This is a genomic window from Streptococcus sp. STR1/CE/0325 (genome assembly GCF_055386095.1).
Genome location: NZ_AP045018.1, coordinates 1557205 through 1582496, shown reverse-complemented (window position 1 = coordinate 1582496; position 25292 = coordinate 1557205). Strand labels below are relative to the sequence as shown.

23 protein-coding genes and 3 pseudogenes are annotated in these 25292 nt (G+C 44.8%); 21 read left to right on the top strand and 5 right to left on the bottom strand.

All coding sequences use genetic code 11. The features are described from left to right. The first annotated feature begins 170 nt into the window (after positions 1-170). The 4 genes and pseudogenes from ACZ49W_RS07670 to ACZ49W_RS07655 form a co-directional block, all read left to right on the top strand. A complete protein-coding gene (locus ACZ49W_RS07670; protein WP_464814716.1) occupies positions 171-758 on the top strand; it encodes a hypothetical protein in 588 nt (195 codons plus the stop codon). Beyond that, entirely contained in the window at positions 758-1021 is a 264-nt protein-coding gene (locus ACZ49W_RS07665) for a hypothetical protein (RefSeq protein ID WP_464814715.1), read from the top strand. Before ACZ49W_RS07670 ends, ACZ49W_RS07665 begins: the two co-directional genes overlap by 1 nt. Next, on the top strand, positions 1021-1470 hold the full coding sequence (locus tag ACZ49W_RS07660; RefSeq protein WP_464814714.1) for a protein-export chaperone SecB: 450 nt from the start codon (positions 1021-1023) through the stop codon (positions 1468-1470). Before ACZ49W_RS07665 ends, ACZ49W_RS07660 begins: the two co-directional genes overlap by 1 nt. Before the next feature lie 77 nt (positions 1471-1547). Then, positions 1548-2128 (top strand): annotated as a pseudogene (locus ACZ49W_RS07655) (ATP-binding protein); the annotation flags it as partial. A 500-nt stretch (positions 2129-2628) separates the two neighbouring features. Here ACZ49W_RS07655 and ACZ49W_RS07650 read toward each other — a convergent pair. The 5 genes from ACZ49W_RS07650 to ACZ49W_RS07630 all read right to left on the bottom strand — a co-directional run bounded on the left by ACZ49W_RS07650 (position 2629) and on the right by ACZ49W_RS07630 (position 8420). Continuing rightward, positions 2629-2973 (bottom strand): hypothetical protein, encoded by a 345-nt coding sequence (locus ACZ49W_RS07650; protein WP_464814713.1) that lies wholly within the window; start codon positions 2971-2973, stop codon positions 2629-2631. Positions 2974-3191: 218 nt separating this feature from the next. Then, positions 3192-3323: a putative holin-like toxin gene (locus ACZ49W_RS07645; RefSeq protein ID WP_464814977.1), complete on the bottom strand. Its 132-nt coding sequence runs from the start codon at positions 3321-3323 to the stop codon at positions 3192-3194. Between the two features lie 331 nt (positions 3324-3654). Beyond that, positions 3655-5901, bottom strand: coding sequence for an amidase family protein (locus tag ACZ49W_RS07640; RefSeq protein WP_464814712.1), 2247 nt, complete (start codon positions 5899-5901; stop codon positions 3655-3657). 113 nt (positions 5902-6014) lie between these two features. Then, the gene (locus ACZ49W_RS07635) at positions 6015-6977 is read right to left on the bottom strand and encodes a LacI family DNA-binding transcriptional regulator (protein WP_464814711.1); all 963 of its coding nucleotides are present in this window, start codon (positions 6975-6977) and stop codon (positions 6015-6017) included. 3 nt (positions 6978-6980) lie between these two features. After that, positions 6981-8420 (bottom strand): sucrose-6-phosphate hydrolase, encoded by a 1440-nt coding sequence (locus ACZ49W_RS07630; RefSeq protein WP_464814710.1) that lies wholly within the window; start codon positions 8418-8420, stop codon positions 6981-6983. A gap of 198 nt (positions 8421-8618) precedes the next feature. On the opposite strand from ACZ49W_RS07630, the pseudogene ACZ49W_RS07625 reads away from it, so the two are divergent. From ACZ49W_RS07625 to ACZ49W_RS07545, 17 genes and pseudogenes are all read left to right on the top strand, one after another. After that, a pseudogene (locus ACZ49W_RS07625) lies at positions 8619-9927 on the top strand (sucrose-specific PTS transporter subunit IIBC); the annotation flags it as partial. Positions 9928-10094: 167 nt separating this feature from the next. After that, positions 10095-10526: pseudogene (locus tag ACZ49W_RS07620) on the top strand (PTS sugar transporter subunit IIA); the annotation flags it as partial. Between the two features lie 77 nt (positions 10527-10603). Beyond that, positions 10604-11485, top strand: a complete 882-nt coding sequence (gene scrK, locus ACZ49W_RS07615) for a fructokinase ScrK (protein ID WP_464814709.1) — start codon at positions 10604-10606, stop codon at positions 11483-11485. 135 nt (positions 11486-11620) lie between these two features. Further along, the gene (locus ACZ49W_RS07610) at positions 11621-12541 is read left to right on the top strand and encodes a metal ABC transporter solute-binding protein, Zn/Mn family (RefSeq protein ID WP_464814708.1); all 921 of its coding nucleotides are present in this window, start codon (positions 11621-11623) and stop codon (positions 12539-12541) included. Next, positions 12538-15537: a pneumococcal-type histidine triad protein gene (locus tag ACZ49W_RS07605; RefSeq protein ID WP_464814707.1), complete on the top strand. Its 3000-nt coding sequence runs from the start codon at positions 12538-12540 to the stop codon at positions 15535-15537. The genes ACZ49W_RS07610 and ACZ49W_RS07605 overlap by 4 nt, the downstream gene beginning before the upstream one ends. Before the next feature lie 171 nt (positions 15538-15708). Then, on the top strand, positions 15709-16164 hold the full coding sequence (gene fabT / locus ACZ49W_RS07600) for a fatty acid biosynthesis transcriptional regulator FabT (RefSeq protein ID WP_464814706.1): 456 nt from the start codon (positions 15709-15711) through the stop codon (positions 16162-16164). Beyond that, complete coding sequence (locus tag ACZ49W_RS07595; RefSeq protein WP_464814705.1) at positions 16145-17119, top strand: beta-ketoacyl-ACP synthase III; 975 nt, start codon at positions 16145-16147, stop codon at positions 17117-17119. Before fabT ends, ACZ49W_RS07595 begins: the two co-directional genes overlap by 20 nt. Before the next feature lie 25 nt (positions 17120-17144). Further along, positions 17145-17369, top strand: coding sequence for an acyl carrier protein (locus ACZ49W_RS07590; RefSeq protein ID WP_464814704.1), 225 nt, complete (start codon positions 17145-17147; stop codon positions 17367-17369). A 112-nt stretch (positions 17370-17481) separates the two neighbouring features. Continuing rightward, positions 17482-18441 (top strand): enoyl-[acyl-carrier-protein] reductase FabK, encoded by a 960-nt coding sequence (gene fabK, locus ACZ49W_RS07585; protein ID WP_464814703.1) that lies wholly within the window; start codon positions 17482-17484, stop codon positions 18439-18441. A gap of 9 nt (positions 18442-18450) precedes the next feature. Then, on the top strand, positions 18451-19380 hold the full coding sequence (gene fabD / locus ACZ49W_RS07580; protein WP_464814702.1) for an ACP S-malonyltransferase: 930 nt from the start codon (positions 18451-18453) through the stop codon (positions 19378-19380). 11 nt (positions 19381-19391) lie between these two features. Beyond that, positions 19392-20126, top strand: coding sequence for a 3-oxoacyl-[acyl-carrier-protein] reductase (gene fabG / locus ACZ49W_RS07575; RefSeq protein WP_464814701.1), 735 nt, complete (start codon positions 19392-19394; stop codon positions 20124-20126). Between the two features lie 15 nt (positions 20127-20141). Then, the gene (gene fabF, locus ACZ49W_RS07570; RefSeq protein WP_464814700.1) at positions 20142-21374 is read left to right on the top strand and encodes a beta-ketoacyl-ACP synthase II; all 1233 of its coding nucleotides are present in this window, start codon (positions 20142-20144) and stop codon (positions 21372-21374) included. 2 nt (positions 21375-21376) lie between these two features. Next, positions 21377-21838, top strand: coding sequence for an acetyl-CoA carboxylase biotin carboxyl carrier protein (gene accB, locus ACZ49W_RS07565; RefSeq protein WP_464814699.1), 462 nt, complete (start codon positions 21377-21379; stop codon positions 21836-21838). Then, positions 21835-22263 (top strand): 3-hydroxyacyl-ACP dehydratase FabZ, encoded by a 429-nt coding sequence (fabZ, locus tag ACZ49W_RS07560; RefSeq protein ID WP_464814698.1) that lies wholly within the window; start codon positions 21835-21837, stop codon positions 22261-22263. Before accB ends, fabZ begins: the two co-directional genes overlap by 4 nt. A gap of 4 nt (positions 22264-22267) precedes the next feature. Further along, positions 22268-23656, top strand: coding sequence for an acetyl-CoA carboxylase biotin carboxylase subunit (gene accC, locus ACZ49W_RS07555; protein WP_464814697.1), 1389 nt, complete (start codon positions 22268-22270; stop codon positions 23654-23656). After that, positions 23643-24506, top strand: a complete 864-nt coding sequence (accD, locus tag ACZ49W_RS07550) for an acetyl-CoA carboxylase, carboxyltransferase subunit beta (protein ID WP_464814696.1) — start codon at positions 23643-23645, stop codon at positions 24504-24506. The genes accC and accD overlap by 14 nt, the downstream gene beginning before the upstream one ends. Further along, entirely contained in the window at positions 24503-25276 is a 774-nt protein-coding gene (locus ACZ49W_RS07545; protein WP_464814695.1) for an acetyl-CoA carboxylase carboxyl transferase subunit alpha, read from the top strand. The genes accD and ACZ49W_RS07545 overlap by 4 nt, the downstream gene beginning before the upstream one ends. The last annotated feature ends 16 nt before the right edge of the window (positions 25277-25292 follow it).

Here is a 25292-nt window from a genome sequence, read left to right as displayed (position 1 = left end):
GCCTTTATTGAAAGTAAAGTGAAGGAGATGGGGGAATGATTGTGGATAGAGATTCAGAGTCATAATAATCTGTATCTTTTTTGACAAGATACAATAAAAATATTATAATTTACTGTAGTAAGCTCTGCTTACTACAGTAAATAGTAAATTGAGGTTGTAAGGAGATACTGTTGGAAGGTTATCATGGCACCACTCCTCAAAATGCACAAGCTATTATTCAAACAAACGAAGTAAAAATTAAACCGTTTTATATAAAATCTGATGTAGTTATACCTCCTGGGCAGCGTTTACCGAATGATTTAGGTCAAGGATTATATCTTTTTTTGGACAATGAATTACTAGAATTTGATGGGAAAAAATGCGCAAAGCAATACGCACAGAAATGGAAAAGTGATAGGAATAAAACAGCACTTATTCAATTTTGCTTTGATGAGACGACTCTCTCTATTCTAGATTTTAACCAGCCGGAGAACTCTAAACGATTTGCAAAGCTTCGTGATAAGCTATATCAGAAAATAGAACAGAGTTTGACGACTTTCAAAGAGACTAATTCGTTGAGGCGAGCTAATTTGGATGGTATATTTATAGAGTATCTTATTCAGCATGGGCTAAAAATTCAGGTTGATGGGGTTGTGAAAGACACCTATACACCTTTTTATAGTTCAAGAAGTACATTATCTAATTTTCCAAATGGTCGAGAACTTTGTTTGAGAAATACTGATGCAATAAATTGGGAAGCTACTAAGGAGGTAGAGTAATGACATATAAAAATATTATTTTAGACGATTCAATTCTTGATGTTGATTCCTGGTTTCCCCAAGAAGCAATTGATGAGATTGTTGAGATCATTAAGACTCATGCAAAGACCCCAATTGAAATGCAATCATTTAAAAATAGCCAATACAAACTAGAAACTTTTGATAAAAAAATTTTTCCAGAACCAACTGTAAAAACAAAAGAATACTCAAACACAATGCCTAGTTTTATTGATTATCAACTAACTGGAGGGCAGGTAGCATAGTGGCAGTTATATCATTTGAAAATTATGTCATTGATGAATCTTATTACAGGGTTAATGATTTATTTGAAAATACAGAGGAAAAACTGAGTATGCCTGTATCGTTTTCTGCAGAAATCGGTATAGATAAATCTCAAGAAAAAGCCTATGTCATCATCAATGTTGCCTTAGGTGAATTGGAAGAAGGGTCAGAAAAACACATTCCTTTTACTTGTAAAGTTTCTGTTAGAGGAATCTATGGCTATCAGTCAGAAGATTTTGAAACAAATAATAAATTAAAAGATGTTTTAGGGAAGAATGCTGTAGCTATTCTCTACCCTTATGTGCGCACCTATATTTCTACATTAACTAACTTAGGCAATCAATTCCCTGTGTATACCTTACCAGTTATGAATTTTGCTAAAATAATTCAGGAGGATGATTTGATTACTTTTATTGGTTTTGATGACTAGAAATAGACATTGATTAAGATCTTATAGTTAAAGAATGGGGAGTGACTTGTCATTCCTTTTTCTTTACTGTTACACTATTTGACGGTGTTGTCAATGCCGTCACTCACCGCGATTACTCGGTTTATGGAGATCACATTCGTGTATTGATGTTTGATGATCGTTTAGAAATCCATAGTCCAGGGAAATTACCTAATGTTGTAACAGTTGAAAACATCAAGCATGAAGGGTTTTCACGAAACCCTCGCATTGCTAGAATCTTGACAGAGTTCGGTTGGGTTCGTGAGATGCATGAAGGTGTAAAGCGTATCTATTCTGAGATGGAATCTGTCTTTCTTCATGAACCCAAGTATTCAGGACCTGGAAACAAGGTTGTCCTGACGCTTGAAAATAACATCGTCAGTCGTCATCTGCGCACACGAGACAGTCTAGAAAAGCAGTTTTCTGATTTTGGCGACCTCAATGCCGATGAGCAATTGATTGTCCACTATATGTATAACTCAGGCAATAAAATGACAACCGCAAAAGCCTTGAACTAACAGGCAGAAGTCGTAAGTTTATTGTAAAAACGATGAAAAAATTACAAGAATTGGGTATGGTTGACTGGTATGGTGCAAATAAAAATGACAGAAATCAATACTATACTTTAACGAAAAATTAGTCTATCCTCTAAGAGATAGGAAGCAGTAGGATACAGTAACCGACATTCCTCAATTACATAAACTCCGAAAACTGATTTTTGGTAATCTAATGGTAATCCATTGTTTGTAGGATTAGACCATAAGTGTTTAATTTTTATGAAGATGAGTTTTGAAAGTGTGATTTAATAGGATTTTACAGATATTTGAGCTCTGTCACCCAAAACCAGGTCTTAAGAAAGCACGTAAAGCAAGTCAATTTAGTAAACGTTAATCTGTCTATTCAGATTATCTTACCAATCAAACACTTCTCAAAATTTTGGGAAGTGTTTTTTCTAAATTGGCGTGGCAGTTGACGTAGCTGTTGCGACTTTCGTCGCTTACAGATACGGCTGCACAGAAAACCTGTTTTCGTGCCTCAAAACGTTAAGAAAGGGCGATATATCAGCTTTTCAAAGCACTCAAGAATTTACTTCTTGGGTGTTTTTTTGCTACTTTTTTTAAAATTTGCCCTAAATTACCCTTATTTATTTTTGAGATTTCTAAAGGCGATTTCTGTCCCGCTAATAGTTGCCTTAGAGGCTGGCTTGATGGTGGAAGTTGTTTGCCCTGCCTGATAGGCCTCCCACCAGACAGTCTTATAAAAATCAGAAAAGAGAATGCTTCCGTCCCTAGTTAGTTCGATAGCTTCCCCTGTTTCGAGCTGATGGAGCTTGGTCAGTAGGTCAATCTCAGCGAGTTTGGCCTCCTTTCTTGTCTTGTATCGTCTGACAAAGTGTGTTCCCTTAGTGCCGAGTTTTCTCCTTAGCTCTGATGGGATATAGACTTTTAATTGATACGTGTTACTTTTAGTTTTTGTAATAGGCATGATGATCCTCCTTAAGAGTGATCGGAAACATTATCAAGTATTTCTTGCGTATCATGCAAACAATTCCTATACCACAGTTGACTTTTTTAAGAAATAAAGGTACAATTGGCATAGAAAAAGGAGTTGGTCTGCAAACCAACTCCAAGCAGAACCGTTTAAGACGGTGTCTGATTTTAAGTTATTAAAAAATAACCGTTAACTCGCCAAAGTTGAGACGGTTATTTTTTGTCATCTTTGAAGAGTTTATAGCACAAGCCAACCAGTGCAATGACAAAACTGCCAAAACCTAGAATAGTTTGCACCACTTCAAAAGCTGTCAAAATTTGCCCTCCTTTCTGTCCGATTTTGATGAAGTCCTCATAGGCATCACCACCCTTTCAGAAATTAGAGCTACCGTCTTTACTTTTCTACTTCTCTATTATACCATAGTTGACTTTTTTTAAAAAATAGCTGTAAAATGAAAATAGAAAAAGGTAGTTGCGACAACAGCTACCTGATGTAGAACTGTTTAAGACGGTGGCTAGTTAAAATCAATGACAAAAACAACTGTCTTACTTCGCCAAAGCTATCGACGGTTGTTTTTTGGCTCTTTGTCCACTGTAGTGGACGACAGTGATCCAATAAACAAGAGCGAGTACATCCAATAAGGAAGTACTCGCTCTTTTATTTTGATGAAAGGTACTAATTTCTCTTTCTTCTCATCCCATACACCAAACTTCCTAATCCGAGGGCGATGCCTAGGGTAGTGAGGACTTGGGTGTTTTGCTCTCCTGTATGTGGGAGTTGGTGAGAGTTAGTTGTGACCGTTTGGCTTGGCATTTCTTGTTGCTGTTTACCTGCGAGGGGTTGAGATGCGGTTTTGTTGTTCTTTGCTACTCGCTTTTTAAGTGGAAAGACCGGTTTCTCAAAATTTTCTTCTTTGCCGACTTGATGAACTTTGAGCGGCTCGATAGGCAGTACTGGTTTTTCAAAATTTTCTTCTTCGCCGACTTGATGAACTTTGAGCGGCTCGATAGGCAGTACTGGTTTTTCAAAATTTTCTTCTTCGCCGACTTGATGAACTTTGAGCGGCTCGATAGGCAGTACTGGTTTTTCAAAATTTTCTTCTTCACCGACTTGATGAATTTTGAGTGGCTCGATAGGTAGTACTGTTTTTTCAAAATTTTCTTCTTCGCCGACTTGATGAACCTTGAGTGGTTCGATAGGTAGTATCGTTTTTTCGATAATTGTTGGGTCTTGGTCGACCTTAGCTTGTCGCTTAATCTCCCCTTTTAGTTTAAACTGGTGCTGGTCCTCAAAGACTTGAGCCAGATCGAGCAGGACATCATCCATGCCCCATTTGGCGTTGAGCATGATGCCTAGAGGTAGATTGTCTTTGGTCAGGTGGGTCGGTAGGGAAATGGCGGGTTCACCGGTCAGATTAGCGATTTGGGTGAAGGGCGTGCGGCGTAGCATGGGCTCCCACTGACGATTGAGAAGGCTGATGCGCTCTTCTTGAGGGAGATTTTCGATATTGTAGAGGGCCACTTTGTCCTCGTCCGTCACATAAGGGTCAGTGTTGAGGGGGGCTGGTGTCGCTGTGGTTGGGGTGAGAAAGATAGGATAGTCTTGATGGAAGGTATCCATGGTTTTACTGTACTCTTCCACATGTTTCCAAGCCTCATCAATATCTGCTCTCAAGACTTTTTTATCACTATCACGATAGGTGACATAAACCGCCCAAGTGAGGGGGTCGAGGTCATACTTGGTCAGCTTTTTAGCCGTCAAGTCTTTTTCAATTCGGCTAAAGAAGCCACCGTAGCCGATGGAAACGGTCGTGTAGTCACGCATCACATCACGACCATTGATGGGATAAGCGACTTCTTCGACGTTAAAGCCTTGATCTTTCAAAAAGTTAACAGCTTCTAGCACGGCCGTCTTGGCTTCGTCGCTAACAGGTGTCCCCATAGGGGAGGTCAAATTGTAGCCAATTTTGAGGTTTTTGAGGTTTTCGACGTGTTCTGGGCTAATGTTTGGATGGCGCAAGCCAGCTAGTAGCGCCTTGGTATCTGCGATGGTCTTGGTGAGAGGGAAATGAACGGTAAAGGTTTTGCTGTCTTTTTTGAGGTTATAGGTCATGCCACGGCTGGGTTTGAGCCCGATGACACCCGTCCAAGAAGAAGGAATACGAATGGATCCTCCCGCATCGCTGCCGCTTGCAACAGGGACCATGCCACTTGCGATGGCAGCAGCAGAACCACCAGATGAGCCACCTGGATTACGGCTGGTGTCCCAAGGGTTGCTGGCAGCTCCGTAGAGTTTGGAATCGGTGATATTGCGCCAACCAAACTCAGGGTAGTTGGTTTGACCTAGGATGACAAAGCCCATTTCCTTAAACTTTTTGGCTTCTGAGCCATCGACTTTTGAGAGGACACGAGAGCTGGTCATGAGCCCGTTGGTGTTTTCACCACCTGAGACGATATGACCGAGTCCTTTGAGGAGCATGGGAACGCCTAAAAAGGGCTGCCCCTTGTCGGTTAGTTTTTCCGCTTCTTGGTAGGCCAAGTCTTTGCGCTCTGTGATGACGGCGTTGAGGCTAGGGTTTTCTTGGTCAATGGCTTGATAAGCCAAATCCACCAGTTCTTTGCTGGTAACTTTTTTGTCGCGCACCAGCTGCGCCAACTCGAGGGCGCTTTTTTGTTTGTAATCCTCTAGGGTGAGATTGACCTTTTGTTCCACTAAGGGAGCGCTGGTTTCTTTGTCTGTTGGTGTACCAGTCGTCTGGTCCAAAGGTGTGGCCTCACTCTGGTCTGAGACAGGCATCGTGATTTCCTGGTGCTCAAGGGGTTGAGGGGTATTTAGCTCATCGGCCTTTGCCAGCTGTTGCAGGCTAAGGGCAGAGCTTGAGATGGCTAGGGCGAGCCATAATTTTTTAAATGGGAAAGACATGGGTTTCTCCTTTATACTTAGTCGTTTCCTATTATATCAAATTATGAAAACGATTACTATTTTTTGAAATGAAAAAGCGCATCAAGAAGAAACGGATGCGCTTTGTTTCATGCTTAAAGGGTTTTTCCAGGAATAAGGGTAATGGGTAGGATATACTCTAGGTCAGTTTCCTTGTGTTCGATGCGTTTGATGAGGACATCCACGCAGAGCCTTGCGATTTCCTTGAGAGGTTGTTTGATGGTGGCTAGGTGGGGATGATAGGTCTCGATAAAGGTGGTGCCATCGTAGCCGATGATGGTCAAATCCTTGGGGAAAGATAGTCCCAAATCTTGGGCGATGTCTCTAGCTAAAATCGCGGTCAAGTCATCTGACACGAAGATACCATCCGGCTGGTAACGGGTGAGGATGGTCTTGATTTCCATCTGCTTGCGAATAGGTGAGTAGTCACTTGGCACATTGATGACCGGCGCATCGGGGAGGATCTGCTGGAAGCCCTGATGCCTAAGGCCGGTCGGTGAGTTCGAATTATCATTTCCTGTGATCATGATAATGTTTTTTCGGCCTGCTCGCTTTAAGAAATTGGCAGCCATCTTTCCGCCCTCTAGGTTATCCGAAGAGACGACAGGAACATTTGGAGCGAGGTTGCGGTCAAAGGCCACGATGGGTGCTTCAACCTTTTCATAATCATCAATCCCAAGGTTGTGGCTACTGGAGATGATGCCGTCCACTTGGTTGGCCGCCAGCATCTCGAGGTAGTCTTTTTCTTTTTGGGGGTCTCTTTGGCTGTTGCAAATGATGACCTTGTAGCCACGTTGAAAGAGCTCGATTTCGAGGTACTCGATAAGCTCGGCATAAAAGACATTGCTGATATTGGGAAAGATAAGGCCGATGAGTTTGGCAGACTTGCCTTGGAGGCTTCTGGCGAGGTTGTTGGGCTTATAGCCCAAGGTTTTCATGGCTTCTTCCACTTTTTGGATGGTTTTGGTGGAGAGGTAGCCTTTTTTATTGATGACGCGTGAGACGGTGGTGGGGCTAACCCCAGCCAATTCAGCGACGTCGGTTAGTTTTGCGACCATGAGTTAGGCCCTCATTTCATAGTAAGATCCACTCAGCTCCCCTTCAAGCAGGCGGATGCCGGTTTGACTGTCTGTTGGAAAGACACGGCTGGTGAGGACTTGCTCTCCCTTATTGACAAAGATTTCAATGACAGAGCGGTCCACGAAAATTTGTAAGTGAGCTTCTTGAGTACTGATAGCGCAGGAGCGTGTGGTTCCGTGGTCAAGGTCATAGACCTTACCTGCGCTTGAGCGATCAAGTGTCAACTGCCCGTTTAGCGTATCAATCTCAATCTTAAAGCCCTTGTCCTTGCTATCTGCAAAGAGGAGGAGGCTAGTTTTTTGCTGGGCTGGTACGGTAAGGTTTAGCTCGTAGGTGTTATGGGTGTGGGCTTTGTCGCTAAAATCTTCTTTTTGCCCCCGCCACTTGCTCAAGTCTCCAGCAGGTTCTTGATAGAGTTTGCCGTTTTTGAGGCTGAGTTTTTTAACCAAACTCATGCAGCCTTGGTGGTCAAAGCGATCGCTCGGATAGTCAATGTCAGGCAGTCCTACCCAGCTGATGGCATAGGCAGTGCCGTCTGGCATGTTGAAGGCTTGGGTAGCATAAGCCTCAAAGCCAAAGTCAAGGTTAAAGATAGGTGATGGGTCAGTGAGGCGAGCATTTTTTGTGTCAAACGCTTGACAGATTTTATAGGTGTTGGGATAGATGTTGTGATAATCCAGTTCTTCCTTGGAAAGCCCTTGTGGGCTGTAAAGGAGAACAGGTTTACTGTCAACAAAGACCAGATTAGGGCACTCAATCATGTATTCACTAGCCTTGGCACCAAAGTCGAGATTCCCCACTTCTTGCCAGTTTGTCACGTCATTATCCATAGCACGATAGAGCTTGATAAAGCCGTGTTTGTCATGACTTTGTGCCCCAACGATGGCGTAAAATTGCCCCTCATAGCGGAAAATCTGAGGGTCACGGAAATGCTCGGTGACATCTAAAGGCTGGTCGATGAGGACTTCTGGTAATTTGGTAATCTTGCCCGCCTTGTCCATAAAGGCGCCGACCTGAAGGGGGGTTCTGACCCAGTTTTCATCACGGACATTGCCGGTATAAAAGAGAAAGAGCTGGTCGTCAATCTCATAAGCCGAACCAGAATAAGCCCCGTGGCTATCTAGCGGGCTATCTGGGAGAAGGACAGTCCCTGTTTCTTTAAAAGTGACCAGGTCCTCGCTTTCGGTATGCACCCATTGTTTGAGCCCGTGGGTCGCTGCAAAGGGGAAGTTTTGGTAAAAGAGATGGTATTTCCCATTAAAGTAAGAAAAACCGTTAGGGTCGTTGAGAAGCCCTGTTTTTGGTTCTAAGTGATAGGTGGTGTGCCAAGGAGATTTGGCAACATTGGTTGCAATAGCGTCGCGCTCCTCCTTGGTCCAATCTTGATAAGGTTTATAACGGATTTCTGTTGGTAGATTCATAGCCGTTCCTTTCTATACAAAACATTTTCTCTCTATTATAGTAAACGTTTTCGACCGAAAAATCAATTGTTTAACGTGAGATAAAAAAATTTGTGTAAAACGCTTGACATATCTCCAAATCATGGTAGAATAAAAGTAGAGATTGGTGAAACGCTTTCACTAACCATAAACACATTTTTTAAAAGGAGTTTTTTGCAAATGGATAATAGAGATATTGCAAAAGAAGTCATCGAAGCAGTCGGTGGCCGTGACAATGTCAGAAGTGTTGCCCACTGTGCGACACGTCTGCGTGTGATGGTGCTTGACGAGTCAAAGATTGACAAGGAAAAAGCAGAGAACATCGAGAAGGTCAAAGGGGCTTTCTTCAACTCTGGTCAGTACCAAATCATCTTTGGAACAGGTACGGTTAACAAGATTTATGATGAAGTGGTTGCCTTAGGTCTTCCAACAGCATCAACTGGTGAGCAAAAGGCAGAAGCTGCTAAGCAAGGAAATGCCTTCCAACGTGCGGTTCGTACTTTTGGTGACGTCTTTGTCCCAATCATTCCAGCGATTGTGGCGACGGGTCTTTTCATGGGACTTCGTGGTCTTATCACGCAAGAGCAAGTTCTTTCTCTCTTTGGGGTTAAGGAAGTCAACGCCAACCTCATGCTTTACTTGCAAGTCTTGATTGATACGGCTTTTGTCTTCTTACCTGCTTTGGTCTGCTGGTCTGCCTTTCGTGTTTTTGGTGGAAATCCGCTTATCGGTATCGTCCTTGGTCTCATGATGGTGAGTCCAGCCCTTCCAAACGCTTGGGCAGTGGCTTCAGGTGGTGATGTCAAACCGATCATGTTCTTTGGCTTTATCCCAGTTGTGGGTTACCAAGGAACTGTGCTTCCAGCCTTCTTTGTGGGACTTTTAGGTTCTAAGTTGGAAAAATGGTTGCATAAACGTGTCCCAGATGCGCTTGATCTTCTTGTAACACCATTTGTGACCTTCCTTGTCATGAGTATGCTTGGACTCTTTATCATTGGTCCAGTTTTCCACTCTCTTGAAAATGTGGTCTTGGTCGCAACCAAATCCCTTCTTGGCTTGCCATTTGGTCTAGCAGGTCTCATCGTCGGTGGTGTCCAACAAATCATCGTGGTAACTGGGGTTCACCATATCTTTAACTTCCTTGAAGCGCAAATGATTACCAATACGGGTCGTGATCCATTTAACGCTTACTTTACCGCAGCGATGGCAGCGCAAGCAGGGGCTACTATTGCAGTGGGTGTGAAATCAAAATCAGCTAAGATGAAAGCTCTTGCCTTTCCAGCCGCTCTTTCTGCCATGCTTGGAATTACCGAGCCAGCAATCTTTGGGGTTAACCTTCGTTACGGTAAGCCATTTGTCCTTGGTTTGGTCGGCGGTGCGCTTGCTGGTTGGTTAGCTGGTCTCATGAACCTTGCTGGAACCGGATTTGGTATTACCATCATCCCAGGTACCCTCCTTTATGTTGGTAATGGTCAGCTCTTCCAATACATCTTGATGGTGCTTGTGGCAATTGGTCTTGGATTTGGCTTGACTTATGCCTTTGGTTACAAGGAAGATGATAACACTCAAGAAGAAAATGCTGAAACCGATCGTTTAGTCGAAGAAGCAGAAACAGGACATAATGTCGTAAAACCAGCAGCAGAAGTGGTCAAAGCCCCCCTAGCTGGTCAAGTGGTCGAACTAAAAGATGTGAAAGATCCGGTCTTTTCATCTGGAGCGATGGGACAAGGTCTTGCTATCAAACCAAGTGAAGGCGTGGTTGTTTCTCCAGTCGATGGTCAGGTTGAAATCGCCTTTGAAACCGGTCATGCTTATGGCCTTAAATCTGATAAGGGAGCAGAAATCTTAATCCACATCGGTATTGATACCGTGTCTATGAATGGTAAGGGCTTTGAAGCCAAGGTTAAGGCTGGTCAAAGCATCAAGGCTGGCGATGTTCTAGGAACTTTTGAAGCAGCTGCTATTCAAGACGCAGGTCTTGATGATACGACGATGGTTATCTTGACCAATACAGCTGACTACGCAGGTGTCACTCCTCTTGCAACAGGAACAGTTGCAGCAGGTGATGACTTATTTGAAGCCAAATAATGGAAAAGTAGGGTAGGGACGTTTGAGGCACAACCTCAAGCCTCTCTACCTCTTTCGTTGTTTAGAAAGGAAGAATAATGACAAAATTATACGGCAGTGTTGAAGCAGGTGGTACAAAATTTGTTTGTGCAGTGGGCAATAGCGAGTTTGAAGTCATTGCCAAAACCCAGTTTCCAACCACAACACCAGAAGAGACGCTAGAAAAAGTGATTGCCTTTTTCAAACCTTATGAAGAGCTAGAAGCGGTAGCCGTTGGTTCTTTTGGTCCTATTGATATTGATGAAACTTCGCCAACTTATGGTTATGTGACCAAGACACCAAAACCCTACTGGTCGCATGTGGATATGATTGGTCCTTTAAAAGAAGCCCTGCAAGTGCCGTTTTACTTCACCACGGATGTCAATAGTTCGGCTTACGGTGAGGTCATCGCGCGTGACGGGGTAGAAAATCTGGTTTACTATACCATCGGAACAGGTATCGGTGCTGGTGCTTACCAACATGGTGAGTTTGTTGGTGGGATTGGTCACACCGAGATGGGGCACACTTATCTGATGAAACACCCTAGTGAGCTGGATTTTAGGGGAGTGTGTCCATTTCATGATGGTTGCCTAGAAGGGCTAGCCGCAGGTCCTAGTCTCGAGGCTAGGACAGGTATTCGTGGGGAGAATATTCCTCTTGAGAGCGATGTATGGGAAAAACAAGCCTTTTACATTGCTCAAGCTGCTATTCAGGCGACCATGATGTTTCGTCCGGAAGTCATCGTTTTTGGCGGTGGCGTTATGGCTCAGGAACACATGGTTAAGCTGGTGCACTATCATTTCTTGCGCCTTTTGAACGATTACCTGCCTATTCCTGCGATTGAGGAGTACATCGTGACACCTGCTGTGCCTAATAATGGCTCTGCCACCTTGGGAAATTTTGCCCTTGCTATGAAAGTGGCTGACCAATCACAAGATTAAGGGCAAGAACACTTGAGTCAATGGACTCAGGTGTTTTTTGGTAAAGATAGGAAAAACTCTTGACAGGTCTTTCTAATCGTGGTATATTATTAACCGGTTAAGTAACTGGTTAAGTTTTTAGAAAGAGGACAAGAAATGAAACGCTGTATGAAACTTGTGCTTGTTTTTTTATGTGGGTTGCTGCTTCTAGCGGCTTGCAGTTCTAAAAAAACAAAGCAAAATAAGGGCTTGAGAATTGTGACAAGTTTTTATCCCATCTACGCCATGACCAAGCAAATTTCTGGGGATTTGAATGAAGTGAAGATGATTCAGTCCAAGGACGGGATTCATTCCTTTGAGCCGTCAGTGAGTGATGTTGCTGCCATCTATGATGCAGATGTCTTTGTCTATCACTCTAAAACGCTAGAGTCTTGGGCTAGGGATTTGGATCCTAACCTCAAAAAATCAAAGGTCAAAGTCGTCGAAGCCTCAGAAGGTATGACCCTAGATAAGGTGGCTGGACTAGAAGATGTAGAAGCAGGCGAGGGCATCGACCCCAAAACCCTCTACGACCCCCACACTTGGCTAGATCCAGAAAAAGTTGCTGAAGAAGGCAAGATTATCGCCAAGCACCTAGCTGAGATTGACCCCAAGCACCAAGCGACCTATGAGGACAATGCCAAAAAATTAGCGCAAGATGCCAAGCAACTGACCAAAAAGTATCAACCCTTGCTGGCTAAGGCCAAGCAAAAGACCTTTGTCACCCAGCACACTGCCTTTTCTTATCTGGCCAAGCGTTTTGATTTGCGTCAACTAGGGATTGCAGGAATTTCACCGGAGCAAGAACCTAGCCCAAGGCAGTTGAGTGAGATTAAGGATTTTGTCAAGACTTATGGGGTGACGACCATTTTTGTGGAGAGCAATGCCTCGTCTAAAATTGCGGAAACGGTGAAAAAAGAAACGGGCACGCGCTTAGCGGTGCTCAATCCCTTGGAAGCTGATCCAAGAAATAATAAGACCTACTTAGAAAACTTAGAAGACAATCTACAAACACTAGAGAAGGAGTTAAACAAATGAAACCGCAAAAGAAAAGCTATCTGATTAGCTCAGCCATCCTCTTAGCAGTGGGATTTGGTGGGTATGAGCTGGGTAAACACCAAGCAGAAGTCAAAGAAGATAACCGTGTGTCTTATGTCAAGGGAGATGATAAGGCTCAACAGATCAGCAAAAATAAGGAACTCAGTCCAGATGAAATTAGTGCTAAAGAAGGCATCAATGCTGAGCAAATCGTTGTTAAAATCACGGACCAAGGCTATGTGACCTCCCACGGTGACCACTACCATTACTACAACGGCAAAGTCCCTTATGATGCCATCATTAGCGAAGAGTTGGTCATGAAAGACCCTGCTTATGTCTTTAAGCCATCAGATGTTGTCAATGAGGTCAAAGACGGTTATATCATCAAGGTGGACGGCAAGTACTATCTCTATCTCAAAGACGAAAAGCATGCCACCAATGTGCGCACGAAGGAAGAAATCAAGCGCCAGAAAGAAGAACATGCAGCTAGTAAAGTAGCTAGTCAAGAAAAGGGGCAAGCCCAACTGCCAAAGGCGGTTCAAGAAGCTAAAAAAGCAGGTCGCTACACCACAGATGACGGGTATGTCTTTAGCCCAACGGATGTTATCGAAGACACAGGAGATGCCTTCATCGTTCCTCATGGCAATCACTTCCACTATATTCCAAAGAGTGACTTGTCTGCTAGCGAGCTAGCTGCCGCTCAAAGCTATTGGGATGCCAAAAAAGGAGGAGGACGTGTGCAAGCAGCCGCTCCAGTTTCAACTGCACCAGTTGTCACACCGTCTGCTCCTGTTTATACGGCTACGCCGACACTTGAGACAGCTACTCCTAGTCAACCTCATGTGACTCATCCAAGTTCGTCCGTCCCTTCGTCTATCCATCACGGAGTAAGTGTTCAGCCAAAAGAGGAGCTTTCTTCCCTCTTAGAAAAACTTTATGCGACACCACTTAGTCAGCGCCATGTGGAGTCAGATGGTTTGGTCTTTGACCCGATGAAGATCACCAAGGCGACCGATCACGGGGTGGTGGTTCCTCATGGCAATCATTTCCACTTCATTCCTTTTAGTGACCTATCAGATTTGGAAAGACAAGTCACCAATCTTGTCTTAGGTCGTGGCATGACTCAGCCTGAAGTTACTCCAGTTCTCCCTCAAGAGGAGAGCAAGCCTCTTGTTCAGCCAGAAAAAACGGTTGAAACCAAGAAAGAAAAGGAAGGAGCAACTCCTTCTAAAGAAGAACCAGCCTTTTCCATCATCAAGGGTCTTCCTTTCTTGAACAAGGATTTGCTATCAGGCAAAGATACGACAAAACCAGAGGAGGAAGCTAAACCGAAAGAGGACAAGCAAGAAACCAGTGATGACAAACCGTTTCCTCTCATCTCCCCTCTACGTTTGCTCGATAAAAACCTTTTTGGAAGCGAGGAGGAAAAGACCAAGCCAGCAGAAGCAGAAAAAAATGTGGATCAAGACTTTACAGAAGCGGTCAGTCACTATATTACAGCCCATACCAAGGCAGGTGATAAGGCACAAGAAAAGAGCTTTTCAGACTTGCTTCAACAGTTTGACGAGGGGGACTTATCCAAGGAAGATTTGGTGAGAGAGTTGCTTCTCGTTAGCCATCCAGAAAGAGGGGAACTCTCTAATACTGAGGTCGTCTATGATGCAGACGAGGTGAGTCTTGCTAAGGCGGCGGGTATCTTTACGGCAGAGACAGGCTATATCTTTGCGCCAGATACCATTGTTAGCGACGAGGGGTGGTCTTATCTGGTCAACCATAAGGGACATGGTTACTGGGTGGACAAGGAAAGCCTTTCTAAAAAAGACAGTGAAGCCGCGAAACTCTATACCAAGAGTGCAGGGATTCAACCGCCTAAGGCAGATGACGTGTCTCACTTTGATAGCAGTAAGGAAAGTGCCCTTTCTCTCTTTGAACGTGTTGAAGCCAAAAAGATTGTCCCAACCCTTCACATGCCTTACAATACCGAGCATACGACAGAGGTGAAAAATGGCAGTCTTATCATTCCGCACAAGGACCACTACCACAATATCAAACTGGATTGGTTTAATGATGGCAGCTTCAAGGCACCGGTGGGTTATAGTCTAGCGGATCTCTTCTCCACGATTAAATATTATATCGCTCATCCAGATGAACGCTCTCAAGCAGAAGGTTGGGGACTAAATAGTGATGTTGGTAAGGAAAAAACAGAAAAACCAGCAGACTTTGGTCAAACCTTGCTAGCTTATTTGGAAGGTTTAGAAGGGAAGGTCACTTCAAATACAGATAAGAACATTAAAGAACAGTTGGCAGCTTTGAAAGAAAAAGCCAAGAGCACTAGTGTCCAAAAAGATGCTCTTCTCAAGCAAGCCTTGGAGTTGGCTGCGAAATTGACACATCCAGAGCGTGACGGCAAGCCTAACAGTCAAATCGCCTACACCAAGGAAGAGATTGAATTAGCGAAATTAGCGGGTCGCTATACGACTTCTGATGGCTATATCTTTGATGCGCGTGACATCACTAGTGATGAGGGTGACGGTTATTTGACCCCCCACATGGGGCATAGCCACTACATTCCAAAAGCGGATCTGTCCAAGGAAGAAACTGGCGCAGCCGAACATTACTGGAATAATCAAGCAAGCTCACCAAAAGAGGCGCAGGAAACGACCTCTCAAGCATCAGCGACTCAGCCAGAAACGTCTAAATCAGCTGAAGCTGAAAAAGTGATTTCTGAAGTGCCCGCTAGCCCTACTCCTAGCCTTGAGGAAACTGCGACTGATGAGGACTTAGATCCAGAAGAAGCTGCCCAAGCTGCCTTGGCCAAACAATTTGGCATGAACCTTGACACTTTTCAAGATCAGCTGGTCAAACTAGCGGTGCAGTACCGTATTAGCTTAGATAGCGTGACCTATCACCCTGAAAATGGGACTGTGAGTTTTGTCGGTAAGGATAACAAACCCCTTACCCTATCTCTATTGACCCTAGATGTGGTCAACGAATAGACCTTTGTGACCTTGTTAGGAGAGCCTAGCAAGGTTGCGGTCTTTATCGTCTTTGTTGTAAAGCAAATAGCTAAGGATTTATTTTCATCATCAAATTTTTTCTTGCAATGTTGCTAAAAGTTTGCTATACTTTGAAAGTCAAAGTTTTAATTGAGAGAAGGTGAGAAATCAGTGGATTACAATCAAATCAATGATTATTTGGTCGCTATTTTTAATCGTATCTTGGTCATTGAGGAGTTGAGCCTTAGGACCAGTAGTCGTTTTCATGATGTTTCTATCAAGGAGATGCACACCATTGACATCATTGGAAAAAGCGATCAAGTCAAGCCAAGCGATATCGCTAAAGAGTTGATGGTCACTCTTGGAACCGTGACAACAAGCCTGAATCGATTGGAAAAAAAGGGGTATATCGAGCGACATAAATCCCTAGAGGATCGTCGTATTGTTTACCTGAGTTTGACATCAAAGGGGCGGCTTTTGTTTAAGTTGCACCAAAAATTTCATAAGTCTATGGTGAATCATATCATGAAAGAGATGGATGACAAGGAATTGTCCACCTTGAAAAAAGGCTTGGTCAGCCTACATGACTTTTTGGAGGAAATCTCAAATGACCTATACAAAAATTAGTCAGGTGGCCCACTATGTTCCCAAAAAACAAGTGACCAATGACGATTTGGCGCAGATGATGGATACCAGTGATGAGTGGATTTATAGCCGCACTGGCATCAAGTCAAGGCGGATCAGTCAAGGGGAGAATACTAGTGATTTGGCGATTCATGTTGCTGAGCAGCTTCTTGAAAAATCAGGATTTACCCCTTTGGAGCTTGACTTTATCATTTTAGCGACCATCACACCAGATAGCCAGATGCCAGCGACAGCAACCCGAGTTCAGGCCGCAATTGGTGCTAAGTCTGCCTTTGCTTTTGATGTGACGGCTGCTTGTAGTGGTTTTACCTATGCCTTGTCTGTGGCGGATAAGTTTATCCGTTCTGGTCTTTACCAAAAAGGTTTGGTCATTGGTGCAGAGGTCCTTTCTAAGGTAATCGACTGGTCCGATCGCTCAACAGCAGTCCTTTTTGGCGATGGGGCTGGAGGGGTCTTACTGGAGGCAAGTGAGAAAGAGTATTTCCTCGCTGAATCGCTCACCAGTGATGGGACCAAGGGAGCAGCCTTGCTTTCAGGTCTTAGCCAAGTATCTTCACCGTTTTCACAAGGAAAACCCTCGTCTTGTTCTTTACAAATGGATGGTAGAGCCGTCTTTGACTTTGTGGTCAAGGATGTGTCAAAGAGTCTCAATACCTTGATGGATGAGGAGAAGATTTCGCGAGAAACGATAGACTATGCGATTGTGCATCAGGCCAATAGCCGCTTGTTGGATAAGTTATCCAAAAAAATTGGTATCCCAAGGGAAAAATTTCCCTCTAATATGGATCGCTACGGCAATACCAGTGCCGCAAGTATTCCTATCTTGCTTTCCGAATGTGTGGAAGAAGGCTTGATTTCTCTAGATGGGCAAAAAACCATTTTGCTATCAGGGTTTGGTGGTGGCTTGACATCTGGCCACTTGATTGTTAAAATTTAGACAGAAAGAAAAAAGGAGCAAAATTATGTCAGTATTTGAAAAAGTTCAAGGAATTATCGTTGAAGAACTCGGAAAAGAACCAGAAGAAGTAACGCTTGAGACCACCTTCTCTGATCTTGATGCCGATTCACTAGATGTTTTCCAAGTGATTTCTGAGATTGAAGATGCCTTTGACATCCAAATCGAATCAGAAGACGGTCTTAATACCGTTGGTGACTTGGTGGCTTACGTTGAAGAAAAAACCAACTAAACTAATCTAAACAAGAACAGAAGCTAAGAGCCCCAAAAGAGGCTCTCTCTTCTTACTCCTATAATTTGATTCTCAAATAATTTGAAAATGGAATAATAACGAGGATAGACAAATGAAAACACGTATTACAGAACTATTGGGCATTGACTACCCTATCTTCCAAGGCGGTATGGCTTGGGTGGCAGATGGTGATTTGGCAGGAGCTGTCTCAAAGGCAGGTGGTCTTGGTATTATTGGTGGCGGAAACGCTCCAAAAGAAGTGGTCAAGGGTCATATTGACCGTGTACGCGAACTGACAGACAAGCCTTTTGGGGTTAATATCATGTTGCTTTCGCCTTTTGCAGATGACATCGTGGATTTGGTCATCGAAGAAAAGGTTAAGGTGGTCACCACTGGTGCAGGAAACCCAGGCAAGTACATGGCACGCTTCAAAGAAGCGGGCATTACGGTCATTCCTGTCATTCCAAGTGTGGCGCTTGCTAAGCGTATGGAAAAACTAGGTGTGGATGCTTTGGTGGCAGAAGGTATGGAAGCAGGCGGTCATATCGGTAAGCTCACAACCATGAGTTTGGTGCGCCAAGTGGTTGAGGCAGTGTCCATTCCTGTTATTGCAGCAGGTGGTATTGGAGACGGTCATGGTGTAGCGGCTGCCTTTATGCTAGGTGCTGAGGCGGCTCAAGTGGGAACACGCTTTATCGTTGCCAAAGAATCCAACGCCCATCCGAATTACAAGGCGAAAATCATTGGGTCAAAAGACATTGATACGGTGGTTTCTGCCCAACATTTTGGACATGCGGTACGTGGTCTGAAAAATAAATTGACCAAGCGTTTTGATGAGGCTGAACGAGAAGCTTTTAGACAAGATAATCCTGATGTCAGTATCTTTGAAACTATGGGAGCAGGCGCTCTGCGTGCCGGTGTCGTTGATGGTGATGTGGAAAATGGTGCAGTGATGGCTGGTCAGATTGCAGGTCTCGTCCACAAGGAAGAAACCTGTGAAGAGATTGTCCGTGATCTCTATGAAGGAGCAAGAGAGGTCATTGCACAGGAAGCCAAACGCTGGAGTGAGTAAGGAGAGACGATGACAAAAATCGCCTATTTATTTGCAGGACAAGGGGCCCAAGAGCTAGGTATGGCAAGGGATCTCTATGAGAGATATCCTATTGTTCGAAATACCTTTGATGAAGCCAGTACGCTACTTGGATACAATCTTCGTACCTTAATTGATGAAGATGAGGAAAAACTGCATCAAACATCCTATACGCAGCCAGCTGTTCTCGTTACTTCTCTTGCGATTTATCGTTTATTGCAAGAAAAAGGCGTAAAAGCAGATGTGGTGGCTGGTCTCTCGCTAGGAGAGTATTCGGCTCTCGTTGCAGCAGGGGTCTTATCCTTTGCAGAAGCAGTGAAATTGGTGGCTAGGAGAGGGCAAATCATGCAAGAGGCCGTGCCACCTGGTGAGGGGAAAATGGTGGCGGTTTTGAACACCCCTATTGAGGTCATCGAAAGCGTCTGTGAAACAGCCTCAAAAGCCGGTCTTGGCTGGGTTGCTCCTGCCAACTACAATACACCAAAGCAGATTGTGATTGGTGGTAAAAAAGAGGCAGTTGACTTGGCGCTTGAGCAGTTAAAGGAAAATGGTGCAAAACGCTTGATTCCGCTAAAGGTATCAGGCCCCTTTCACACCAATTTGATGCAAGAAGCTAGCGAGCAATTTGCTGAAGCCTTAAAATCGGTCACTTTTGCTCCTTTTGAGCTTCCCTTGATTAGCAACACGACAGCTGAGGTGATGAGAGATGGAGAGGTAGCGAGTCTGTTAGAACGCCAGATGAAAGAACCTGTTCGATTTTTCGATTCACTTAGCAGCATGAAAGAGCTAGGAGTGACCCGTGTGATTGAGATTGGCCCAGGTCAGGTCTTGGCTGGTTTTGTCAAAAAAACGGACAAGGATCTTCCTGTGTGTTCTGTTTATGATGCGGCGAGTTTGGAGAGTTGCCTAGCCAACCAGTAAAGGATGATAAGATGGAATTAAAAGGAAAAAATGTATTCATAACTGGTTCAACCAGAGGCATTGGTCGTGCGATTGCCCACCAAATGGCTAAAGAAGGAGCCAATGTTGTCCTCAATGGACGCTCAAGCATCACAGATGACCTACTAGATGAGTTTACTGACTATGAAGGACGCGTGATTGGGATTTCTGGAGATGTCTCTGATTTTCAAGATGCCAAGCGTATGGTGGAAAAAGCGATTTCAGAACTGGGAAGTGTAGATGTTTTAGTCAACAATGCAGGTATCACCAAGGATAAGCTTATGCTCAAGATGAGTCAAGAGGATTTTGAAACGGTACTTAGCATCAATCTTACTGGTGCTTTTAACATGACACAATCCGTCTTGAAACCGATGACAAAAGCTAGAAAAGGTGCTATCATAAATGTATCGAGCGTGGTGGGGCTTTTGGGCAATATCGGTCAAGCCAACTATGCGGCCTCAAAGGCTGGTTTGATCGGATTGACCAAGTCTGTGGCTAGAGAAGTCGCTGGACGAAACATTCGTGTCAATGTTGTCGCACCAGGCTTCATCGAGTCTGATATGACGGAGCAGTTGTCCGAAAAGCATAGGGAAGCAGCTATCGAGCGCATTCCCATGAAGCGGATCGGTAAGTGTGAAGAAGTAGCTCAGGTCGTAGCTTTTCTCGCCAAACAAGATTATCTTACCGGTCAAGTCCTTGCCATCGATGGTGGCATGAGTATGCAGTAACAAAAAGGAACAATCATGACAGAAAATAGAGTGGTGGTCACAGGTTACGGCGTAACCTCACCGATTGGAAATACACCAGAAGAGTTTTGGAGTAGCTTGGTCAACGGTAGGATCGGGATTGGACCGATTACCCGTTTTGACAGCAGTGATATGAGTGTGCATTTGGCTGGCGAGGTCAAGGATTTCCCATTTGATAAACATTTTGTGAAAAAAGACAAAAATCGTATGGATCGCTATTCGCTCTATGCCATCTACGCAGCTCTTGAAGCCTTGGATATGGCAGATTTGGATATGGACGAGGAAGATCCAGACCGTGTTGGAGTGGTGGTCTCAAGTGGTATCGGTGGACTTGAAGAGATGGAAGAGCAGATCATCCGTCTCCATGAGCGTGGTCCAAAGCGGGTTCAGCCCATGTTTTTACCCAAGTCCCTTTCCAATATGGGGGCAGGAAATATCGCCATGCGCATTGGAGCGCAAGGGATTTGTAAATCCGTGACGACCGCTTGTGCCTCAGCCAATGATGCTATTGGCGAAGCCTTTCGTAGCATCAAGTTTGGTTATCAAGATGTGGTGTTGGCAGGTGGTTCAGAGAGTTCGATCACAAGGACTGGAGTTGCTGGTTTTGCGAGTTTGACAGCCCTTTCCACCACAGAGGATCCAAATAGAGCCTCGATTCCTTTTGACAAGGCTAGAAATGGTTTTGTCATGGGAGAGGGAGCAGGTGTCTTGGTTCTAGAAAATCTAGATCATGCCCTTAACCGTGGGGCAACGATTTTGGCAGAGGTTGTGGGCTATGGCAATACCTGCGATGCCCATCACATGACTAGCCCACTTCCAGATGGTAGTGGAGCAGCCAAGGCCATGAAACTTGCCATGAAAGAAGCAGGGATTGCCCCTAGCGATGTCGCTTATATCAATGCCCACGGCACGTCAACACAGGCCAATGAAAAAGGTGAGAGCCAAGCCATTGTTGCGGTCTTTGGTGAAAAGACACCGGTGTCTTCGACCAAGTCCTTTACAGGACATTTGCTTGGAGCGGCAGGGGCTGTTGAAGCGATTGCAACCATCGAAGCCATGCGCCATAGTTTTATCCCTATGACTGCAGGGACCAGTGAATTATCAGAAGACATCAAAGCCAATGTCGTTTACGGTCAAGGTCAGGCAGCCGATCTGCCGTATGCCATTTCCAATACCTTTGGCTTTGGTGGTCATAACGCCGTTGTGGCATTTAAACGTTGGGAGGAATAAGTGTGAAACTCAGTGAGATTAAAGAGTTGATGGCACAATTTGATACATCGAGTCTGAGAGAATTTTCTTATAAGGGAGAAGGCGATGAACTGTCTTTTAGTAAAAACGAAAGAACAGAGCCAGTCGTAGCACAACCGCAAGCCTTCGCAGAAGCGCCACTGTCTCTATCCGTGCAAGAGGAGGTAGTTCCTAAAGGGTCTGTTTCAGTAGAAGCGCCTCAGGAACGAGAAGGAGAAGTGGTCGAGTGCCCATTGGTTGGTGTGGCTTATCTTTCCCCATCGCCAGAACAACCGCCCTTTGTCAGTGTCGGAGATACTGTGACCAAAGGTCAGACCCTTCTTATCGTTGAAGCTATGAAGGTCATGAATGAAATCCCATCGCCAAGAGATGGGGTGGTCAAAGAGATCTTAGTGGCAAACGAAGAAGTCGTGGACTACGCGAAAGGATTGGTGATTTTGGCATGATCGATATTCGTGAGATACAAACCATCCTCCCTCATGCCTACCCCATGCTTTTGGTCGATCGGGTGTTGGAGATGACCGACGATACGATTGTCGCTCTTAAAAATGTGACCATCAATGAGCCGTTTTTTACAGGACATTTTCCAGACTATCCTATCATGCCAGGTGTTCTCATCATGGAGGCTTTGGCGCAAGCAGCAGGTGTCCTTGCCCTGTCACAAGAAGGTAAGCGCTTGGTCTTTTACGCCGGGATGGACAAGGTCAAGTTTAAGCGTCAGGTTATCCCAGGGGATCAGTTGATGTTAAAGGTAAGAATTGTCAAAAAGCGTGGTCCTATGGCTGTGGTCGAAGCAAAGGCCGAGGTGGACGGAGAGCTGGCAGCAAAAGGAACCCTGACCTTTGCGCTGGGAGATAAAATAGAGGAGTGAGCTCATGTTTAAAAAAATCCTAGTGGCGAATCGTGGCGAGATTGCTGTGCGCATTATTCGTGCAGCTAGAGAGATGGGGATTGCAACGGTTGCTGTCTATTCTGAAGCAGACAAGGAGGCCCTTCATACGCTTTTAGCCGATGAGGCCATCTGTATTGGAAAGGCACGGGCTAGTGATTCTTACTTAGATATGAACAGTGTCTTGTCTGCTGCCATCGTTTCAGGAGCAGAAGCCATTCATCCAGGATTTGGTTTTTTGAGTGAAAATCCCAAGTTTGTCACCATGTGTGAGGAGATGAATCTGACCTTTATTGGCCCATCTAGTCAGGTCATGAAAAAGATGGGGGACAAGGTTGAAGCTAGAAAAGAAATGGCAAAAGCTGGTGTACCGATCATTCCTGGATCAAAAGGTGAGGTGGAAACGAGTCAAGAAGCCCTAGCCATCGCAGAAGAAATCGGCTATCCTGTCATGTTAAAAGCAGCTGCAGGAGGTGGCGGTAAGGGGATTCGTAAGGTCAACTCCAAAGAGGAGCTGGTCCAAGCCTTTGAGTCTGCTTCCCAAGAAGCCAAGGTTTCCTTTGGCAATGGTGCCATGTATGTGGAAAAAGTAGTCTATCCCGCACGCCATATCGAGGTGCAGATCCTAGCGGATCAGTACGGCAAGACCTTGCATCTGGGGGAGAGAGACTGTTCTTTGCAACGTCACAATCAAAAAGTGCTAGAAGAAAGCCCGTCTATTGCCATTGGAAAAACCTTACGCACCCAGTTGGGAGAGGCTGCTGTTCGGGCAGCTAAGGCAGTTTCCTATGAGAATGCAGGGACTATTGAGTTTCTCCTAGATGAAAAAACAGGACAGTTTTACTTTATGGAGATGAATACGCGGATTCAGGTAGAACATCCTGTGACCGAAGCTGTGACAGGGATTGACTTAGTCAAGGAGCAGATTGCGATCGCAGCTGGTCAGGCCTTAGCCTATGAACAAGCTGAGGTTGGCCTAAACGGTCACGCGATTGAGTGTCGCATTAATGCCGAGGATCCTAGCAAAGGTTTTCAGGCTTCACCAGGGAAGATTACTGATTTGTATCTACCAAGTGGAGGTCCGGGTCTGCGGGTGGATTCGGCTGTTTATACGGGTTACCAGATTCCGCCTTTTTATGACAGCATGATTGCCAAGGTCATCGTTCATGGGGAAAATCGTTTTGATGCTCTGATGAAGATGCAACGTGCCCTCTATGAACTAGAGGTGGGGGGGATTTCGACTAACTGTGATTTTCAAATGTCTTTGATTTCTGATTCGCGCGTGATTGCAGGCGACTATGACACGTCCTTTTTGATGGAGGATTTCCTTCCTGCCTACCAAGCACAGATGGAGGAAGAACATGGCCTTATTTGAAAAGAAAGATAAATTTATCCGCATCAACCCCAATCGTCAGCGGCGTGAAGAAAAGCGCTTGAAACCAGAAGTTCCTGATGAACTCTTTGCCAAGTGTCCGGGGTGCAAACATACCATCTATCAAAAAGACTTAGGTCCAGCCAAGGTTTGCCCGTCTTGTTCCTATAATTTTAGGATCTCAGCTCAAGAAAGGCTAGCTATTACAGTAGATGAAGGTACTTTTCTTCCTCTATTTGAGGGGATAGAACAAAAAGATCCGCTCAAATTTCCTAATTACTTGGAGAAATTAGAGCAGATGAAAGAAAAGACAGGCTTGGATGAAGCAGTTTTGACGGGTCTTGCCCACATCAAGGGGCAAAAGCTGGCCCTTGCCATCATGGATTCTCAGTTTATCATGGGAAGTATGGGGACGGTCGTTGGAGAAAAATTGACCGCCTTGTTTGAATACGCCAGAACAAAAAAGCTGCCAGTGGTCGTCTTTACTGCCTCTGGTGGCGCAAGGATGCAAGAAGGCATCATGAGTCTGATGCAGATGGCAAAGATTTCTGCTGCGGTCAAACGCCATAGCGAAGCTGGTTTGTTTTACCTGACGGTCTTAACGGATCCGACAACAGGAGGTGTGACAGCTAGTTTTGCCATGCAAGGGGATATTATTTTAGCAGAGCCACAGACCTTGATTGGTTTTGCGGGTCGTCGTGTTATCGAAACAACAGTGCGTGAGGACTTGCCAGATGATTTTCAAAAGGCGGAGTTTCTCTTGGAACACGGTTTTGTGGATGCGATTGTCACCCGTCAGGATCTGCCAGATAGAATTGCCGCCTTGCTAAGATTTCATGGGGGAAAAAGATGAGCCAGCGTGTCAATAGAATTTTAAAAGAAGCGAGATCGCAGGAGCGTTTGACCGTATTAGATTATGCCGAGCAGCTTTTTGATGACTTTATCGAACTGCATGGTGATCGTTCCTATGCTGATGATGGGGCGGTTGTTGGAGGGCTAGCCTATTTAGACGGGCGCCCCGTAACTCTCATCGGTATTCAAAAGGGGAAAAATCTCAAGGATAACCTCAACCGTAGGTTTGGTCAGCCCAATCCAGAAGGTTATCGAAAGGCCCTTCGCTTGATGAAGCAGGCTGAGAAGTTTAACCGACCTGTCATCACTCTTATCAATACTGCAGGGGCTTATCCAGGTAAAGAGGCTGAAGAGCGCGGACAAGGTCAGGCGATCGCTCAAAATTTGCTTGAGATGAGTGATTTAAAGGTTCCTATCATTGCGATTATTATCGGAGAAGGTGGTTCTGGTGGGGCGCTTGCCTTGGCTGTGGCGGATCGCGTTTGGATGCTAGAGTACGCTATTTATGCGGTGCTAAGCCCTGAAGGGTTTGCCTCTATCCTTTGGAAGGATGGTAAGCGTGCTACTGAAGCGGCACAACTCATGAAAATCACTGCCTACGATCTCCTTGAGATGGGTGTGATTGACAAGATGATTCCAGAACACGGCTATTTTAGCAGTGAGATTTTGCTCCATCTTAAAGAGAGTTTGGTGACAGAGCTTTCCTATCTTGAAAGTTTGCCTCTAGAGCAGCTATTAGAAGAACGCTACCAACGTTTTCGCAAATATTAGTTTAAAAAACTGCTGG